The 18349-nt window shown below is 69.8% G+C and carries 16 protein-coding genes and 1 pseudogene; 5 read left to right on the forward strand and 12 right to left on the reverse strand.

The genetic code is table 11. The features are described 5' to 3' along the window. Nucleotides 1-14: 14 nt before the first annotated feature. Nucleotides 15-482 (forward strand): hypothetical protein, encoded by a 468-nt coding sequence (locus ACQP2X_RS47570; protein ID WP_498692841.1) that lies wholly within the window; start codon nt 15-17, stop codon nt 480-482. Here the strand turns inward: ACQP2X_RS47570 and ACQP2X_RS47575 are convergent. Beyond that, the gene (locus ACQP2X_RS47575) at nt 479-1429 is read right to left on the reverse strand and encodes an arabinan endo-1,5-alpha-L-arabinosidase (RefSeq protein WP_498692843.1); all 951 of its coding nucleotides are present in this window, start codon (nt 1427-1429) and stop codon (nt 479-481) included. The genes ACQP2X_RS47570 and ACQP2X_RS47575 overlap by 4 nt on opposite strands. Before the next feature lie 245 nt (nt 1430-1674). Here ACQP2X_RS47575 and ACQP2X_RS47580 point away from each other — a divergent pair. The 3 genes and pseudogenes from ACQP2X_RS47580 to ACQP2X_RS47590 all read left to right on the forward strand — a co-directional run. Further along, nucleotides 1675-2031 (forward strand): annotated as a pseudogene (locus ACQP2X_RS47580) (alpha-L-arabinofuranosidase C-terminal domain-containing protein); the annotation flags it as partial. A 51-nt stretch (nt 2032-2082) separates the two neighbouring features. Then, a complete protein-coding gene (locus tag ACQP2X_RS47585) occupies nt 2083-3972 on the forward strand; it encodes an alpha-L-arabinofuranosidase family protein (protein WP_498701288.1) in 1890 nt (629 codons plus the stop codon). Further along, the gene (locus ACQP2X_RS47590; RefSeq protein ID WP_498692846.1) at nt 3969-5003 is read left to right on the forward strand and encodes a glycoside hydrolase family 43 protein; all 1035 of its coding nucleotides are present in this window, start codon (nt 3969-3971) and stop codon (nt 5001-5003) included. The genes ACQP2X_RS47585 and ACQP2X_RS47590 overlap by 4 nt, the downstream gene beginning before the upstream one ends. Nucleotides 5004-5051: 48 nt before the next feature. On the opposite strand, the gene ACQP2X_RS47595 is transcribed toward ACQP2X_RS47590, so the two are convergent. From ACQP2X_RS47595 to ACQP2X_RS47645, 11 genes are all read right to left on the reverse strand, one after another. Further along, nucleotides 5052-5651, reverse strand: coding sequence for a DUF4291 domain-containing protein (locus ACQP2X_RS47595; RefSeq protein WP_498692847.1), 600 nt, complete (start codon nt 5649-5651; stop codon nt 5052-5054). A gap of 89 nt (nt 5652-5740) precedes the next feature. After that, nucleotides 5741-8263, reverse strand: coding sequence for an ATP-dependent Clp protease ATP-binding subunit (locus ACQP2X_RS47600; RefSeq protein ID WP_498692848.1), 2523 nt, complete (start codon nt 8261-8263; stop codon nt 5741-5743). Between the two features lie 510 nt (nt 8264-8773). Next, nucleotides 8774-9130: a histone-like nucleoid-structuring protein Lsr2 gene (locus ACQP2X_RS47605; RefSeq protein ID WP_498692850.1), complete on the reverse strand. Its 357-nt coding sequence runs from the start codon at nt 9128-9130 to the stop codon at nt 8774-8776. Nucleotides 9131-9238: 108 nt separating this feature from the next. After that, on the reverse strand, nt 9239-10747 hold the full coding sequence (gene lysS, locus ACQP2X_RS47610; protein ID WP_498692852.1) for a lysine--tRNA ligase: 1509 nt from the start codon (nt 10745-10747) through the stop codon (nt 9239-9241). 54 nt (nt 10748-10801) lie between these two features. Continuing rightward, entirely contained in the window at nt 10802-11560 is a 759-nt protein-coding gene (locus ACQP2X_RS47615) for a type III pantothenate kinase (protein ID WP_097317570.1), read from the reverse strand. 33 nt (nt 11561-11593) lie between these two features. Next, nucleotides 11594-12442 carry a carboxylating nicotinate-nucleotide diphosphorylase gene (gene nadC, locus ACQP2X_RS47620; RefSeq protein WP_498692855.1) on the reverse strand — a complete coding sequence of 283 codons (849 nt, stop codon included), beginning with the start codon at nt 12440-12442 and terminating at the stop codon, nt 11594-11596. Further along, complete coding sequence (locus ACQP2X_RS47625) at nt 12439-14088, reverse strand: L-aspartate oxidase (RefSeq protein ID WP_498692856.1); 1650 nt, start codon at nt 14086-14088, stop codon at nt 12439-12441. The genes nadC and ACQP2X_RS47625 overlap by 4 nt, the downstream gene beginning before the upstream one ends. A 61-nt stretch (nt 14089-14149) precedes the next feature. Continuing rightward, nucleotides 14150-15058, reverse strand: a complete 909-nt coding sequence (locus ACQP2X_RS47630) for a septum formation family protein (RefSeq protein ID WP_498692858.1) — start codon at nt 15056-15058, stop codon at nt 14150-14152. Nucleotides 15059-15132: 74 nt separating this feature from the next. Next, complete coding sequence (gene panD / locus ACQP2X_RS47635; protein ID WP_498692859.1) at nt 15133-15558, reverse strand: aspartate 1-decarboxylase; 426 nt, start codon at nt 15556-15558, stop codon at nt 15133-15135. Next, nucleotides 15558-16391: a pantoate--beta-alanine ligase gene (gene panC, locus ACQP2X_RS47640; RefSeq protein ID WP_498692861.1), complete on the reverse strand. Its 834-nt coding sequence runs from the start codon at nt 16389-16391 to the stop codon at nt 15558-15560. Before panC ends, panD begins: the two co-directional genes overlap by 1 nt. Then, nucleotides 16388-17251, reverse strand: coding sequence for a Rossmann-like and DUF2520 domain-containing protein (locus ACQP2X_RS47645; protein WP_498692863.1), 864 nt, complete (start codon nt 17249-17251; stop codon nt 16388-16390). The genes panC and ACQP2X_RS47645 overlap by 4 nt, the downstream gene beginning before the upstream one ends. Nucleotides 17252-17367: 116 nt before the next feature. Here ACQP2X_RS47645 and ACQP2X_RS47650 point away from each other — a divergent pair, with 116 nt between their 5' ends. After that, nucleotides 17368-18345 (forward strand): SAM-dependent methyltransferase, encoded by a 978-nt coding sequence (locus ACQP2X_RS47650; protein ID WP_498692864.1) that lies wholly within the window; start codon nt 17368-17370, stop codon nt 18343-18345. Nucleotides 18346-18349 lie beyond the last annotated feature (4 nt).

Raw genomic sequence — 18349 nt, forward strand, 5'->3', positions numbered from 1 at the left:
CCTACGGTGAGGCCATGACGTCGCTCGCCCTGATTCACCGGTGTCCTCCCCGGCGGCTGGTGGCGGAGGCGCCGCCCTGGGTCTGGGTGACGCTGCACCTCGCGCTCTACGCCGCGCTGGACGTGGGAGCGATGGCCGCCCTCGCGGCGTCCGGCGGCCTGCCGGACATCGTCGCGGCGTCCGGCGGGCAGCCGGACATCGTCGCGGCGGTCGCGGTGAGCATCGCGTGGGGACTGCCGTTGCATGTCGCCCTTCTGGCGCTCGCGGCCGCCGCGCTGATGGTCCTCCGGATCTGTCAGGAGCAGCGGTGGTTCCGGTTCCGGCTGTCGGCCCTGGCCGTCTTCGTGCTGCCGGCCGCGTCGCTGGCCTGGCTCCTCTCGTCCGGCGACGTCGCGGTGCTGTGCGCGGTGACGGCTTGGCATCTCGTGATGGCGCTTCTGGTCGTCCAACCGGACGCCGGGTGGCCTGACCGCCGGATCTAGTAGACGTAAGGCCAGCCCGCGGAGTCGTACGCCAGCAGGTTGATCCCCAGGCGGGCGGCGCCGTTGTCGGCGTAGTAGTGGTAGGCCAGGACGTCGGCGTCGGTGTCGGTGAAGACGGACTGGCCGCCGGGTCCGTGGATGCTGCCCTGCCCGGCCAGGATCTCGGTGCCGCCGCCGCTGGTCATGGCGGTGCCGTTGCGGTCGACGAACGGACCGGTCGGGCTGGTGGAGCGGCCGACCATGATGCGATAGGTGCTGGCGGCGCCCCGGCAGCAGATGTCGAACGAGACGACCAGGTAGTAGTACGAGCCGTGCCGGTAGAGGAACGGGGCCTCGATCGCGCCGCCGCCCCGCCCGGCCAGGGAGCGGATGGTGCTGTCGAGCCGCTTGCCGGTGGAGGCGTTCAGCTGCACCTGCTTGATGCCGCTCCAGAACGAGCCGAACGACAGCCACCAGCGTCCGGACGGGTCGACGTAGAGGTTGGGGTCGATCGCGTTGTAGTTGTCGGTGGTGCGTGACTCGATCACCAGGCCCTGGTTGGTCCAGGAGCCGGCGGCGCCGGTCGTGCTGGTGGCCAGGAAGATCGCCGAGCGGTTCGAGCCGAAGGTCGAGGCCGAGTAGTACATGTAATAACGGCCGTTGCGGTACGACACGTCGGGCGCCCACAGGTTGGCGCTGCCGCCGGTGTACGTGGTGGTCCACGACGCGCCGTTGGGAAAGGCGACCCCGGCGTCGCGGAACGCGGTGCGGTCAGTCGAGGTCTTGAGCGAGATGTTGTTGCCGGTGTGGGCTATCAGATAGGTCCCGTCCGGCTTCTTGATCATGCCCGGGTCGTGGACGTTGACGCTGCCGGTGACGACACCGGGCCCGGGATAGGCGAGGGCGGGCTCGGCCGCGACCAGTACCGCGGTCACCGCGGCGAGGGCGATCAGGCTCTTGAATCTCATGCTCCGGGGCTCCTGACATTTCGGTTGTGTTACCGCTAGGGTTAACGTTCACATAGATACTCGTCAAGGTCTTTCGGGTGCCACGCTGTTTACGTGAACAGAGAGGACCGTCTATGCCACGCCTGTTCGCCGGCGCGCTCGTCGCGCTGGCGGCACTGCCGCTCGTGGGGGCGCCGCCGGCCGTCTCCCCCGACTACACGATCACCGTCGACTCCTCGGCCCGGGGCGCCGAGATCAGCGACTCGATGTACGGGGTCTTCTTCGAGGACATCAACTGGGCCGCGGACGGCGGCCTCTACGCCGAGCTCATCCGGAACCGGTCGTTCGAGTTCTCCCCCGCCGACAACGCGGCCTACAACGGGCTGACCGGATGGACCGTCAGCGGAACCGCCGCCGCGGTCGATGACGCGGCCAGACTCAATGAGCGCAACCGGACATATCTCGATTTAAATGGCGCCGTGGCGAGTACGCCATTCGCCAGCACCAAGGGCGACTATTACGATTTCTCCGTTTGGGCACGGTCGGAAGGCGCTACGCGCTTGACCATAACCGTGGGCGACGCACGGCAAATCGTAAATGTCCGAAGTGGTGGTTGGACCAAATACAGCGGGGCCATCAGGGCGACAACGACCACCGACGCGGCAACGCTGAAGGTGCACAGCGCCGGACCGGTCAAACTGGACATGGTCTCGCTCTTCCCGCGCAAGACGTTCAAGAACCACGGCCTGCGCACCGACCTGGCCACCAAGATCGACGCGCTGAACCCGGGCTTCGTCCGCTTCCCAGGCGGATGCCTGGTCAACACCGGCAGCATGTACGGCTACGACGCCGCCTCCGGATATCCGCGCGCCCGCTCCTATCAGTGGAAGGACACGGTCGGCCCGGTCGAGACCCGCGCCACCAACGCCAACTTCTGGGGCTACAACCAGAGCTACGGCCTGGGCTACTACGAGTACTTCCAGTTCGCCGAGGACATCGGCGCCGCTCCCCTGCCGGTCGTGCCGGCGCTGGTCACCGGTTGCGGGCAGAACCGCGCCACCGACGACCCGGCCCTGCTCCAGCGGCACATCCAGGACACCCTCGACCTGATCGAGTTCGCCAACGGGCCGGTCACCTCGACGTGGGGCAAGCTCCGAGCGCAGATGGGCCACCCGAAGCCGTTCGGGCTCAGCATGATCGCGGTCGGCAACGAGGAGAACCTGCCGGACGCGTACTTCGCCAACTATCTGAAATTCCGGGACGCGATCAAGGCTGCGTACCCCCGGATCATGATCATCGGAAACTCGGGGCCCGACGACCAGGGAGCCACCTTCGACCGGTTGTGGCAGCTCAACCGCGAGGCGAAGTCCGACATGGTCGACGAGCACTACTACAACAGCCCGTCCTGGTTCCTCCAGAACAACGCCCGCTACGACGCCTACGACCGCACCGGGCCGAAGGTCTTCCTCGGTGAGTACGCGTCGCAAGACGCCAAGTTCGCCAACTCGCTGGCCGAGGCCGCGTACATGACCGGTCTCGAGCGCAACGCCGACGTGGTCAAAATGGCGTCGTACGCGCCGCTACTGGCCAACATCGACCACACGCAGTGGCGACCCGACCTCATCTGGTTCGACGCCGATGAGTCGTGGGGCACCACGAGTTACCAGACCCAGAAGCTGTTCATGAACAACGTCGGCGACCGGGTGGTGCCCTCGTCGGTCACGGGCGCCGTCGTACAGCCCAAGCCGATCGCCGGGCGGGTCGGACTGTCCACCTGGGCCACCGCCGCCCGTTACGACGACGTCAAGGTCACCGGCACCGACGGCACGGTGCTGTTCAGCGACGACTTCGCCGACGGGAACGCGGACGGCTGGACGTCACTGAGCAACCGGGGCACGTGGGCGGTGCAGGACGGCGCGTACGTCCAGTCGGACACCGCCGCCACCAACACGATGGTGGCCGCGGCCACCGACATCACGGCCACCGACTACGACATCACGCTGAAGGCGACGAAGACCGCCGGCGCCGAGGGCTTCCTCATCCCGTTCGGGATCAAGGACTCCGACAACTGGTACTGGTGGAACCTGGGCGGCTGGAACAACACGCAGGGCGCGATCGAGAAGGCGTCCGGCAGCGCCGACGCCAAGGAGCAGCTGCTGACCAGGCCGGACACGGTGGTCACGGGACAGACCTACGACCTGACTATCCAGGTACGCGGTACGAAGGTGACACTGATCCGCGACGGCGAGGTGTGGGGCACCTTCGACGACAACAAGGTCACCGAGCCGTTCGCTCAGGTCATCACCGAGGACGGACGCGATCTGATCGTCAAGGTGGTGAACGCGCAGGACAAGCCGGCGCTGACGAAGGTCGACCTGGACGGCATCCGCGTCGCCCCGACCGGGCGGATGACCGTGCTGGCCGGCGACCCGGGTGAGCAGAACACCCGCAGCGCCGAGCCGATCCAGCCGGTGACCTCGACGGTCCGCGGGCTCGGCTCCACCTTCACCCGGGAGTTCCCGGCCAACTCGATCACGTTCCTGCGCCTGAGGAGGACCGCATGACGTCCCGACGAGCACTGCTCACCGGATCGCTCGGGCTGGCCACCCTGGCCGGGCTGTCGTCGGCCTCGGCGGCGTCGGCCGCCGCGCCGGCCGCACCGCTGATCACGCAGCGGGCCGATCCGTTCATCACCCCGCGGACGAACGGGAAGTACTACTTCACCGGCTCGGTGCCGGAGTACGACCGGATCGCCCTGCGCGGCGCATCCACTTTGACCGGTTTGTCGACAGCGGCCGAGACCGTGGTCTGGCGCCGGCCGGCCAGCGGCACCATGGCCGGGCACATCTGGGCGCCGGAGCTGCACCGGATCAACGGCCGCTGGTACATCTACTTCGCGGCCGGTGACTCCGACGACGTGTTCCGGATCCGCACCTACGTTCTGGAGTCGCCGCTGGCCGACCCGCTGGATGCGAGCGGCTGGCAGCTCAAGACGAAGCTGCGCACCGAGTGGGACGGGTTCACGCTCGACGCGACGACCTTCACCCATCGGGGGAGCCGCTATCTGGTGTGGGCGCAGAGCGAACCGGAGATCGCGGTCAACACGAGCCTCTACATCGCCCGGATGAGCAACCCGTGGACGCTCGCGACGAAGCCGACCCGCATCACCACGCCGACCCGTCCCTGGGAGATTCAGGGCTACCGGGTCAACGAGGGCCCGGCCGTGATCATCCGCAACGGCCGCGTCTTCCTGAGCTTCTCGGCCAGCGCCACCGACGCCCGCTACTGCATGGGCCTGCTCACGGCGCCGGCCAACGCCGACCTGCTCAACCGGGCGTCGTGGGTGAAGACACCGGACCCGGTCTTCGTCTCGAACCCGGCGACCTCGCAGTACGGGCCGGGCCACAACTCGTTCACGGTCGCCGAGGACGGCGTGACCGACGTGCTGGTCTACCACGCCCGCGACTACCGCGACATCACGGGCGATCCGCTGTACGACCCCAACCGCCACACCCGCATCCAGCGCCTGAACTGGAACGCCGACGGCACACCCGCGTTCGGCGTCCCGTCGGGCGGGGCCGGCCCGATCACCTGATCCCGCGCGCGCCGGGCCGGGAAGGCCCCCCAACCGGCCCGGCGTGCGCTACCCCGCCCCGACCCGCTCGGCGACGTCCGCGGGTAGCGGATAGATCCGCTCCTCCGGTAGCAGCGCGATGGCACCCGCCTCATCGCCGTCGTTCAGCCGCCGCCGGATCTCCCGGGCCCGATCGGTCACCTCGGTGATCGCGACGGTCCACTCGTCCACATATCGGTCCACGGCCTCACCGGAGAGACCGACCTGCAACGAGCGGTACGGCAGCTCCCCCAACCGCAGCGAGCGCTCCGGATCCCACTGCACCCGCACCGGGCTGCGCTGGAGGTCCTGGCTCCACTGCGCACGGTCGGTGTGCAGGTCGCGGTCGTAGTGGCTCAGCACGGCCCGGCGCAGCGCCCACTCGAAGCCGTCCCGCCGGATCGATACGGCGAGCACCCGCTCCTGGCCCGGCTTCGCGGCCCAGCCGCAGCGGTACATCATCCACAGGAACGACGGCTTGATCCAGGTCATCCGCTCGCGCTTGAACGGCGGCACGAACCGCCCGGCGCCGAGCGCGGCGGCGGCGATCGGTGCCCCGTACGCCTGGTAGACCGTGATGGCGGTGTCGTCGTAGACCGCCCTGACTTCTCGGTACCTCACGATCGTCATGGTGATCGCCACCGGACCGGAAGGCGACCGATATACGCAACGGCCCGGCTGCTGTTCGCAGCCGGGCCGTTGTGAGTGTCAGCCGGTTCCTACTCCTCGGTGGCGGTGGCGCCGAGGTCGGCGGGCACCGCGTCGGGGACCGAGACGCCACGGTCGGCGCCACGGAAGACCAGCTTGGACTGCTCGACGTTCTCCGGGTCGCCCTCGCAGTCGACCACGACGATCTGGCCGGGGCGCAGCTCGTTGAACAGGATCTGCTCGGAGAGCGTGTCCTCCAGGTCGCGCTGGATCGTGCGGCGCAGCGGCCGGGCGCCCAGCACCGGGTCGAAGCCCTTCTTCGCCAGGTACTTCTTCGCGTTGTCGGTCAGCTCGAGACCCATGTCCTTGTTCTTGAGCTGGGTCTCGATGCGCGAGGTGAAGATGTCGACGATCTCGAGGATCTCGTTCTGGCGCAGCTGGTGGAACACGATCGTGTCGTCGATACGGTTGAGGAACTCCGGGCGGAAGTGCTGCTTCAGCTCGTCGTTGACCTTGACCTTCATCCGCTCGTAGTTGGACTCCTCGGCCTCGGAGGCCTGGAAGCCCAGCGACACCGCCTTGGCCACGTCACGCGTGCCCAGGTTGGTGGTCAGGATGATGACCGTGTTCTTGAAGTCGACGATGCGGCCCTGACCGTCGGTCAGGCGACCGTCCTCCAGGATCTGCAGGAGCGTGTTGAAGACGTCCGGGTGAGCCTTTTCGATCTCGTCGAACAGGACCACCGAGAACGGCTTGCGCCGCACCTTCTCGGTCAGCTGGCCACCCTCGTCGTAACCGACGTAGCCGGGAGGGGCACCGACGAGGCGGGACACCGTGTACCGGTCGTGGAACTCCGACATGTCGAGCTGGATCAGCGCGTCCTCGGAGCCGAACAGGAACTCGGCCAGCGCCTTGGACAGCTCGGTCTTACCGACACCGGACGGGCCGGCGAAGATGAACGAGCCGGACGGGCGCTTCGGGTCCTTCAGGCCGGCACGGGTGCGGCGGATCGCCTTGGAGACGGCCTTGACCGCGTCCTCCTGGCCGATGACGCGCTTGTGGAGCTCGTCCTCCATGCGCAGCAGCCGGGAGGTCTCCTCCTCGGTGAGCTTGTAGACCGGGATGCCGGTCCAGTTGCCCAGGACCTCGGCGATCTGCTCGTCGTCGACCTCGGACACGACGTCGAGGTCGCCGGCCTTCCACTCCTTCTCCCGCTGCGCCTTCTGGCCCAGCAGCTGCTTCTCCTTGTCGCGCAGCTGGGCGGCCCGCTCGAAGTCCTGCGCGTCGATCGCGGACTCCTTGTCGCGCCGCACCTGGGCGATGCGCTCGTCGAAGTCACGGAGGTCCGGCGGCGCGGTCATCCGGCGGATGCGCATGCGGGCACCGGCCTCGTCGATCAGGTCGATCGCCTTGTCCGGCAGGAAGCGGTCCGAGATGTACCGGTCGGCCAGCGTCGCGGCGGCCACGAGGGCGGCGTCGGTGATGCTGATCCGGTGGTGCGCCTCGTACCGGTCGCGGAGGCCCTTGAGGATCTCGATGGTGTGGGCCAGGGACGGCTCACCGACCTGGATGGGCTGGAAGCGGCGCTCGAGAGCGGCGTCCTTCTCCAGGTGCTTGCGGTACTCGTCCAGGGTGGTGGCGCCGATGGTCTGGAGCTCGCCACGGGCCAGCATCGGCTTGAGGATGCTCGCCGCGTCGATCGCGCCCTCGGCGGCACCCGCACCCACCAGGGTGTGGATCTCGTCGATGAACAGGATGATGTCGCCGCGGGTGCGGATCTCCTTGAGCACCTTCTTGAGGCGCTCCTCGAAGTCACCGCGGTAGCGGGAACCGGCGACCAGCGCGCCGAGGTCGAGCGTGTAGAGCTGCTTGTCCTTCAGCGTCTCGGGCACCTCACCCTTGACGATGGACTGCGACAGCCCCTCGACGACGGCGGTCTTGCCGACGCCGGGCTCGCCGATCAGCACCGGGTTGTTCTTGGTGCGGCGGGACAGCACCTGCATGACCCGCTCGATCTCTTTCTCGCGCCCGATGACCGGGTCGAGCTTGCCCTCGCGGGCGGCCTGGGTCAGGTTGCGCCCGAACTGGTCGAGCACCAGGCTGGTCGACGGCGCGGCCTCGCCCGCCGCCGCGCCGGCCGCGGCCGGCTCCTTGCCCTGATATCCCGAGAGCAGCTGGATGACCTGCTGGCGGACCCGGTTGAGGTCGGCGCCGAGCTTGACCAGCACCTGGGCGGCGACGCCCTCACCCTCGCGGATCAGGCCGAGCAGGATGTGCTCGGTGCCGATGTAGTTGTGGCCGAGCTGGAGCGCCTCACGCAGCGACAGCTCGAGAACCTTCTTGGCGCGGGGCGTGAACGGGATGTGCCCGCTCGGCGCCTGCTGACCCTGGCCGATGATCTCCTCGACCTGCTGCCGCACTCCCTCCAGGGAGATGCCCAGGCTCTCCAGAGCCTTGGCGGCGACGCCCTCGCCCTCGTGGATCAGGCCGAGCAGGATGTGCTCGGTCCCGATGTAGTTGTGGTTGAGCATCCGGGCCTCTTCTTGGGCCAGGACGACAACCCGTCGCGCTCGGTCGGTGAACCGCTCGAACATGCCCTCGTGCTCCTCACGTGCCGTGCGCCAATGCTGAACTGGTCTCAACAGCTGGCGGGGCCAGCGCACCGGCATCGGTGATGCCCGTGCTGTTACTACTCTATCGCCGCCGGGTGGTCTTGCTGGGTCCTCGCGGTCCCTTGAAACCGTCCGCAACGTTGATTTAGCCAACTTCGCACGCTCAGCGGCTGTTCCCCCAGCCGAACGTCTACGCGGACAGCGAAATCCCCGGAAAACCTCTGTCCACAGCCTGTGGACAACGCCCGCCTCCCTGTGGATAACCCTACGCACCCACACCGAAGAACGACCGAAAAACTGAACTGGCTGGCTCCGCTTCGCTCCGCGGGCGATCGCCTTGTAACCGGTGAGATGGCCCGCGCCTCTCCGGCGTCCGCAAGCCCGGCGGACGCCGGAGAGCCGAGGGCCATCTCACCGGCGGCGATCGCGGGGTGGGGTGGAGGGTGCGAGAAGGCCCGCCGCGCTGCGCGGCGGGCCTTCTTCAAAGATCCCTCAGGCCCTCCCGGGGCCCTTCGAGTGGAACTCGTCGACGATCTCCTGGGGGATCCGGCCCCGGTCGGAGATGTCCTTGCCGGCCTTCTTGGCCCAGTCCCGGATCGCCTTGTTCTGCTCCCGGTCGGCCGTCGCGCCGCCACGGCCGCGAGCGGCCCGGCCGCCGACGACCACGCCGCCACGGGCGACCTTGGAACCGGCCGTCACGTACGGCTCGAAGACCTCCCGCAATTTGGCGGCGTTCTTCTCCGAGAGATCGATCTCGTACTGAATGCCGTCGAGCGCGAACTTCACGGTCTCGTCGGCGTCACCTCCGCTGAGGTCATCGACCAGCTTGTGAATGATCTGCTTGGCCACGCGCCGCTATCCTCCCGAGCACAGGTTCTCCCCTTAAAGCAACGCACAGACAATAACGCCAGGGCGGCGCGGCGCGTCAATGGCGGTCAGAACATTTCGGTGACGGTCTTACTCAGGACGCACGAGCGGGAAGAGGATCGTTTCCCGAATGCCCAGCCCGGTGAGCGCCATCAACAGCCGGTCGATTCCCATTCCCATCCCGCCCGACGGCGGCATTCCGTACTCCATGGCACGGAGGAAATCCTCGTCGAGCTGCATGGCCTCAGGATCGCCGCCGGCCGCGAGCAACGACTGCGCGACCAGACGATCACGCTGGACGACCGGGTCGACCAGCTCGGAATAGGCGGTGGCCAACTCGAAGCCCATCACGTAGAGGTCCCACTTCTCCGTGAGGCCCGGCGTTTCCCGGTGTGCACGGGTGAGCGGAGCGGTCTCTTCGGGATAATCCCGCACAAATGTCGGCTCCTGGAGCGTGTGCTGCACCAGGTGCTCGAACAGCTCCTCGACGAGCTTGCCCGGGCCCCACTTCGGGTCGACGGAAAGGTCGTGCTTTTCGGCGTACCGCTGGAGTTGCGCGAGATCGGTCTCCGGCGTGACTTCTTCGCCGAGCGCGGCCGAGAGGGAACCGTAGAGGGTGACCGTCGCCCACTCGCCACCGAGATCCAACTCACGGCCGTCGAAGTGGGTCACGACATGCGATCCGGAGACCGCAGTCGCGGCTTCCTGAATCCACTCGCGCACCTGCGCCTGCATGACGTTGTAGTCGGCGTAGGCCTGGTACGCCTCGAGCATCGCGAACTCCGGCGAGTGGGTGGAGTCCATACCCTCATTGCGGAAGTTCCGGTTGATCTCGAAGACACGGTCGATGCCGCCCACGACGGCCCGCTTCAAAAACAGTTCCGGCGCGATCCGCAGATAGAGATCAGTGTCCAGAGCGTTGCTGTGCGTCACAAATGGGCGGGCCGCGGCGCCGCCGTGCAGCAACTGCAACATCGGCGTTTCCACCTCGAGGAAATCGCGGCGGAACAGCGACTCGCGAAGGCTGCGAACGACAGTGGCGCGGGTGCGCACGGTCTCGCGCGCCTGCGGCCGCACGATCAGGTCGACATAGCGCTGGCGGACCCGCGTCTCCTCGGAGAGCGGCTTGTGCGCGACCGGGAGCGGGCGCAGCGCCTTGGCGTTCATCTGCCAGGTGTCGGCGAGCACGGACAGCTCGCCGCGCCGGCTGGTGATCACCTCGCCGGTGACGCCGACCAGGTCGCCCAGGTCGACCAGCTGCTTCCAGCTGGTCAGGGCGGCCTCGCCGACCTTGTCGAGGGAGAGCATGGCCTGGAGCTCGGTCCCGTCGCCGTCGCGCAGGGTGACGAAGCAGAGCTTGCCGCCGTTGCGGATGAAGATGACCCGGCCGGTGATCGAGACCTGGTCGCCGGTGGCGTGGTCGATCGGCAGGTCGGTGTACTTCTCGCGGAGTTCCTTGAGCGTCGCCGTGCGCGGCACGGTCACCGGGTAGGGCGCGATCCCCTCGGCGAGCAGGCGGTCCCGCTTCGACCGGCGGACCCGCATCTGCTCGGGTAGGTCCTCGGCGGGGTCAGTTGCGGGCACATTCTGCTCGGTCACGGCACGACTCTCTGTACGGGCTGACATGGGCCCTGAAAGCCTACTCAGCCGCGATCAGACGTTCCTCTCATATACCATCCGCAGCCCGATCAGCGTGATCATCGGCTCATACGCGGTGATCGTCCGGCACTCGTCCTTGACCAGTCCGGCCAGGCCACCGGTGGCGATGACGGCCGAGACCGGGCCGATCTCCTCGATCATCTTGGACACGATGCCGTCGACCTGACCGGCGAAGCCGAAGTACATGCCGGACTGGAGGCACTCGACCGTGTTCTTGCCGATCACCGACTTGGGTTTGGCCGGCTCGACCTTGCGCAGCTGGGCGGCCCGCGCGGCCAGGGCGTCGAACGAGATCTCGATGCCGGGGGCGAAGGCGCCACCCAGGAATTCACCCTTGGCGCTGATCACGTCGAAGTTGGTGGTGGTGCCGAAGTCGACCACGATCGACGGTCCGCCGTAGAGCGCGTGCGCGGCCAGCGTGTTCACCACCCGGTCGGCGCCGACCTCTTTGGGGTTGTCGATGGCCAGCTGGACGCCGGTCTTGACCCCCGGCTCGACGATCACGTTGGGCAGGTCGCCGTAGTAGCGGGCGAGCATCGTGCGCAGGCTGCGCAGGGCGGCCGGCACGGTCGAGCAGGCCGCCACCCCGGTGATCTCCACGGCGTCGCCGGCCAGCAGCCCGCGGAACATCAGGCCGAGCTCGTCCGCGGTGGAGCGGGCGTCGGTCTTGATCCGCCAGTTGTGCACGAGCTTGTCGCCGTCGAAGGTCGCCAGCACCGTGTTCGTATTACCGATGTCAATGCAGAGCAGCACGGCGCGGTCCCTTCCGAAGTCGGCTGTCGGCCTTCATGGTCGCAGGTCCATGGCGATGTCGAGGATGGGCGACGAGTGGGTCAGGCCACCCACCGAGAGATAGTCGACACCCGTGGCCGCGTACGCCCCGGCGGTCTCCAGCGTCAGGTTGCCGGTGGCCTCGAGCTCGGCCCGGTCGCCGACCGCTTCGACGACCGATCGCAGCAGCTCGGGCGTCATGTTGTCGCAGAGCAGGAAGGTGGCGCCGGCCTCGACCGCCTCCAGGGCCTCGGCCAATGTGGTGACCTCGACCTGGACCGCCACGTCGGGGAACGTCGCCCGGACCGCGTCGTAGGCGGCGGTGATGCTGCCGGCCGCGAGCTTGTGGTTGTCCTTGATCATCGCGACGTCGTACAGGCCCATGCGCTTGTTGGTGCCCCCGCCGACTCGGACGGCGTACTTCTCCAGGGCCCGCAGCCCCGGCGTGGTCTTGCGGGTGTCGAGCACGGTGGCCTTGGTGCCCTCGAGGAGGTCGGCCCAGCGGCGGGTGTGTGTGGCCACGCCGGACATGCGGCTGATCAGGTTGAGGGCGGTGCGCTCGGCGGTCAGCAGGGACCGGGTGGGGCCGGTGATCACGGCCAGGACGTCGCCGCGGGTGACCCGGGCGCCCTCCTCGACGCGCTGCTCGAAGGTGGCCGTGCCGCCCGAGGTGACGGCGAAGACCTGGGCCGCCACCGGCAGGCCGGCGACGACGCCGTCGGCCCGGGCGACCAGCTCGGCGGTGTCCACCTGGCCGCCGGGGATGGTGGCCTCGCTGGTCACGTCGCGCGGCGGATCGCCGAGGTCCTCGGCCAGCGCGGTGTAGACGACCCGCTCCACGTCGGCCAGATCGAGCCCCGTCATGCCATCTCCTCGAAGTCCTGGGTGAGGTGAGCCTTGCCGTCGAGAGTGTGCAGCAGGTGGCCGCGCCACTCGTCCTCGGCCACCGGGTGGTCCTCGCGCCAGTGGCAGCCCCGCGTCTCGCGGCGGGTGCGGGCGGCGGCGACCAGCACCGTCGCCACCGTCAGGAGGTTGGTGGCCTCCCAGGCGGCGTTGTGCGGGGTGGCGCGCTGCTCGGCCAGGCGGGACAGCTCCTTGGCGGTGGCCGTGAGCGAGTCGGCCGAGCGCAGCACACCGGCGCCGCGGGTCATGGCCCGCTGCAGCTCGGAGCGGATCGCCGGATCGGCCACCCAGCCCGCGGCGGCGGCCGGGGCGGTGACCGGCTCGGCCTGCTCGGGCAGGTCGCGGGCGATGTCGTCGGCGATGCGGCGGGCGAAGACCAGGCCCTCCAGCAGCGAGTTGCTGGCCAGCCGGTTGGCGCCGTGCACGCCGGTGCAAGCAACCTCGCCGCACGCGTAGAGGCCCGGGATGCTGGTGCGGCCGGCCAGGTCGGTCCGGACGCCGCCCGAGGCGTAGTGTGCGGCCGGCGCGACCGGGATCAGCTCGGTCGCCGGGTCGACCCCGGCGGCCCGGGTCGAGGCCACGATGGTCGGGAACCGGTGTTCCAGGAAGTCGTCGCCGAGGTGGCGGGCGTCCAGATAGACGTGATCGGCGCCGGTGGCCCGCAGGACCCGGTGGATGCCCTTGGCCACCACGTCGCGCGGGGCCAGCTCGGCCAGCTCGTGCTGACCGACCATGAAGCGCTTGCCGGACTCGTCGACCAGGTGGGCGCCCTCGCCGCGCAGCGCCTCGGAGATCAGCGGGCGCTGCACCGAGCTGAGGTCGGCCGTGACGAACGACGTCGGGTGGAACTGGACGAACTCGACGTCGGTCACGACCGCGCCCGCGCGCAGCGCCAGGGCCACGCCGTCGCCGGTGGAGACCGACGGGTTGGTGGTGGACGAGTAGATCTGGCCCATGCCGCCGGTGGCCAGCACCACCGCGCGGGCCAGGATGGCGCCGACGCCGTCCTCGCTGCCCTCGCCGAGCACGTGCAGGGTGATGCCACAGGCGCGGCCGTCGGCCGCGCGCAGCAGGTCGAGGACGAGCGCGTGCTCGACCAGCCGGATCCACGGGTCGCGGTGCACGGCCTCGTGCAGGGCCCGCTGCACCTCGGCGCCGGTGGCGTCGCCGCCGGCGTGCACGATGCGGTCGGCGCGGTGGCCGCCCTCGCGGGTCAGCATGAGCGAGCCGTCGGCGTTGCGGTCGAAGGCGGCGCCCAGGCGGATCAGCTCGCGGACCCGGACCGGGCCCTCCTCGACCAGCACCCGCACGGCGGCCGGGTCGCAGAGGCCGACGCCGGCGATCTCGGTGTCGTTGGCGTGCGCGGCCGGGGTGTCGAGCGGGTCGAGGACCGCGGCGATGCCGCCCTGGGCCCAGCGGGTGGAGCCGTCATCGATGTTGACCTTGGTGACGACGGTGACGTGCAGGCCCTGCTCGCGCAGGTGGAGGGCGGCGGTCAGGCCGGCGACGCCGGAGCCGACGACCAGCACGTCGGTGGTCTCGCTCCATCCTGGGTCGGCGGCGGCGAGCCGGCGCGGCAGCTCCGGGAGGTCCGCGAGAGGTGACATCTGCTCAGTACACCCCGCCGGTACGACAGTCTCGCGGCGGGGGCGGCATCAGTGGCAACGATTACTTGTACTGGATCGGCAGGCTCTTGACACCCTTGCCGCGCAGCGACGTGGTGAGCTCGGATCCCTCGAGCCAGAGGTAGCAGCGCACCCCACGGTCGCCGAGCGCCCAGACGTCGGCGCCGCCGGGCAGCGAGACCACGCCCGTACGGTATTGAAGGTCGTCGTCGTTGGGAACGCCGGCGTAGTCGGCGATGGTCTGCCGGCAGCCCTCGTGGAACTTCGCCCAGCTCCTGGTGTCCTTCGGATATTCGAGGTCCTTGGCGATCCACAGGCCGGCGAACTCGCCGTTGTGCTTGGCCGTGCAGTCGACGCCGGGCATGGTGGCGATGGCGCCGTTGCCGTCGAGCTGGATCGCATAGCAGCCGAGCAGCAGGCTGGAGGTGCCGTCGGCGAGCTCGTCGCGCAGGCTGGTGTCGCGCTGCACGAGGCTGCCGTCGTCCTCGACCGAGCTGAGTTCGAGCACCTCGCAGCGGTACCAGCGGGCGCCACCGGACCAGGCGGCGGCGGTGGGGCGGGTGACGCCGATCCAGAGGCGGGCGCTGCGCCACGGCCCGCCGACGTAGGTGGTCGTCTTCTGGTCGCAGACCTGATAGGCGGTGCGCGCGCCGGCCGACCCGTCGGCCGGCGGTTCGTCGGCGTCCGCGGCCGGCGACTCGTACGTGCCCACGTAGACGGTCTCGGTGCGGTGCCGCAGCGAGCAGTCGATCTCCTCGTACGTCCCCCGGGCGCCCACGGCGGTGAAGTTGGCGCCGTGACAGGCGCCGGCGGTCGGCTCGAAGCCGGTGGCCGGCGCCATCGCGCCCCAGCCGTTGGTCAGGTCGCCGTCGGTGCCGCTGGGACGCCCACAGCCCGCGGTCAGCAGGATCGTGGCGACGACGGCGAGCCCGATGCCCAGCCGGTGTCGCATCTACCTCCGCCTTCCGAAAGCCTCCCCATGCCCGGACCCGATCATAAGGTGATCAACCGGGCATGGGGGGCAGTTCAGGCGAGGAGCGTCAGGTCTCCCCGTACGAGATCGTCGGCCATGCCGGGCACGGCCTCGGCCGGATCGGCGCCCAGCTCGATGATCTTGTTGTCGGCGTCGACGTGGACCACACGGGGACGGTAGGCACGGGCCTCGGCGTCGTCCATCTGGCCGTACGAGATGAGAATGACCAGGTCGCCGGGGTGCACGAGGTGGGCCGCGGCCCCGTTGATGCCGATCACGCCGCTGCCCCGCTCGCCCGGGATGACGTACGTCTCGAGGCGGGCGCCGTTGGTGACGTCGACGATCGCGACCTGCTCGCCGGGGAGCAGGTCGGCCGCCTCGAGCAGGTCGAGGTCGACCGTCACCGAGCCGACGTAGTGCAGGTCGGCCTGGGTCACCGTGGCCCGGTGGATCTTGGATTTGAGCATGGTGCGGTACATCAGGCGGCCCTTCCCAGGGTCAGCGGAACGTTGTCGATCAGGCGGGTCGCGCCGACCCGGGCGGCCACGAGCAGCCGGGCCGGCCCGTCGGCGGGCGCGGGGCCCAGGTCGGCGCCGGTCAGGGACAGGTAGTCGAGGCGTACACCCGGCTCGTCCTCGAGAATTTTGGTCGCGGCGGCCAGGGCAGACTCGGCGTCGGCGTGGGCGGCGCCCTCGCGCAACGCCTGGGAGAGCACGAGCGCGGCCCGGCGCTCCGCCGGCGAGAGGTAGCGGTTGCGGCTCGACATGGCCAGGCCGTCCGGCTCGCGCACGGTCGGCACGCCGACGATCTCGACGCCCAGCTCGAGGTCGCGGACCATGCGGCGGATCAGGGCGAGCTGCTGGAAGTCCTTCTCACCGAAGTACGCCACGTCGGCCCGGGTGAGCATGAGCAGCTTCTGGACGACGGTGAGCATGCCGGAGAAGTGGCCGGGACGGCTGGCCCCCTCGAGGATCCCGCCGAGCGGACCGGCGTTCATGGTGATCGACGGCGCGCCGCCCGGGTACATCTCGTCGCGGTCCGGCGCGAAGACGACGTCGACGCCCTCGGCCCGGCAGGCCTCGACGTCGGCCTCCAGCGTGCGCGGATATTTGTCGAAGTCCTCGTTCGGCCCGAATTGCAGCGGGTTCACGAAGATCGTGACGATGACGAACTTCGCCCGCTTGCGCGCTTCGCGCATGAGCTGCCGGTGCCCGTCGTGCAGCGCGCCCATGGTCATCACGACCGCGACCTCGCCGTTGGCGTGCGAGACGTCCTCGGCCAGCTCGGCCCGGGTGTGGATCACGTAGGTCATGCCGGACTCCCCACTCGAACGCGAGAAAGAACATCAAGAAGAGCCGCGGCGTCCTGCGGCCTCAGGCGGCCTGCGGCGATGGCACGGTCGGCGGTCCTTCGGGCCAGGGCCAGGTACGCCGGTACGGCCTCCGCCGGCAGCCGGTCGAGATGCTTGGCCACGGTCCCCGCGTCCCCGCGCGAGACCGGCCCGGTGAGGGCGGCGTCGCCGAGGCGCAGGGCGTTGTCGAGGGCCGCGTGCAGCAGCGGCGAGAGGATCCGGTCCGGCCGCTCGACGCCGGCCGCGCGCAGCACGTCGGAGGCCTCGTTGACGAGCGTGACCAGGTGGTTCGCCCCGTGCGCGAGGGCCGCGTGATAGGCCGGGCGGGCGTCCTCGGCGATCCACTCGGGCACGCCGCCGAGGTCGGCCACGAGCCGGGTCGCGAACGCCCGGTCGGCCGTCGTGACGCCCCAGGCGATGCCGGGGAGGCGGTCGAGGTCGGTGTCAGCGCCGGTGAAGGTCATCGCCGGGTGAAGAGCCATGCCCTGTACATCGCCCAGAACGGCCACGCCATGAGCACCGGAGGTGTGCGCCACGATCTGGCCCGGGCGCAGCGCGCCGGTCGCGGCCAGGCCGGAGACGACCCCGGCCAGGGCGTCGTCGGGGACGGCGAGCAGGAGAAGGTCGGCGGCGGCGCGGGCGACCTCGTCGGCCGGGAGGATCGCGGCGCCGGGCAGAAGGCGGGCGGCCCGCTCGCGGGAGGCGGCGGAGACGGCCGCCGCGGCGACGACGTGATGTCCGGCGGCGATGAGCGCGGCGCCGAGGACGGCACCCACCCGTCCCGCGCCGACCACGCCGACGGTCAATCGATATGCGTTCATGTGCAAGATCCAGTCCACTCGTGCGGGTACCGGTCGTGGCGCCAGTATGCGCCGCCGTAACACGCACGTGACAAGACCATGTGAAGAACACCATCGACCGCCCTACGCTGGCCCTCATGACCGGATGGCGCGAGGCGATGACGACCGGGCTCTATGGGCCGGCCGGGTTCTTCGTGCGCGGCGACGACGGGCCGGCCGGGCACTTCCGGACCAGCGTGCACGCCTCGCCGCTGTTCGCGGGGGCGCTGCTGCGGCTGGTCGAGCGGGCCGACGAGGCGCTCGGCCGGCCGAAGGCGCTGGACCTGGTCGACGTGGGGGCCGGGCGGGGCGAGCTGCTCACCACGTTGGCGGCGATGCTGCCGGCCGAGCTGGCCCGGCGCGTACGGCTGACCGGGGTCGAGCTCGCGCCCCGGCCGCCGGAGCTCCCGGAGCGGATCGCCTGGCGGCAGGACGTGCCGGACGGGATCGTGGGGCTGCTGATCGCGACCGAGTGGCTCGACAACGTGCCGCTCGACGTGGCCGACCTCGACGACGCCGGACGGATGCGCAAGGTGCTGGTCGATCCGGCCACCGGGGCCGAGTCGCTGGGCGGGGCGGTGGACGCGGCCGACCTGTTCTGGCTGCGGCGCTGGTGGCCCGGCCCGGGGCGGGCCGAGATCGGCTGGACCCGCGACGCGGCCTGGGCCTCGGCCGTGGAGCGGGTGCGCAGCGGATGGGCGCTCGCCGTCGACTACGGCCACCAGCGCGACGAGCGGCCGGCGTTCGGGACGCTGACCGGATTTCGGCACGGACGGCAGGTGACGCCCGTGCCGGACGGCACCTGCGACGTGACCGCGCACGTGGCGATGGACGCCGTGGCCTTGGCCGCCGGTACCCCGTACAGAATGGTCCGCCAGCGTGAGGCGCTGAAAGCGTTGGGAGTCGACGGCGCGCGACCACCGATGGACCTGGCCCGCACCGACCCGGCGGCCTACGTCCGCGGCCTCGCCGCCGCCGGCGCCGCGGCCGAGCTGATCGAGCCGGCGGGGCTCGGGAGTCACTGGTGGCTGCTGCACAGCATCGGGGCCGAAGCGCGTGGGAGCATGCTGTGGTGACCGA

The organism is Actinoplanes sp. CA-131856 (assembly GCF_050956135.1).
In the GTDB taxonomy this organism is placed as follows: Bacteria; Actinomycetota; Actinomycetes; order Mycobacteriales; family Micromonosporaceae; genus Actinoplanes.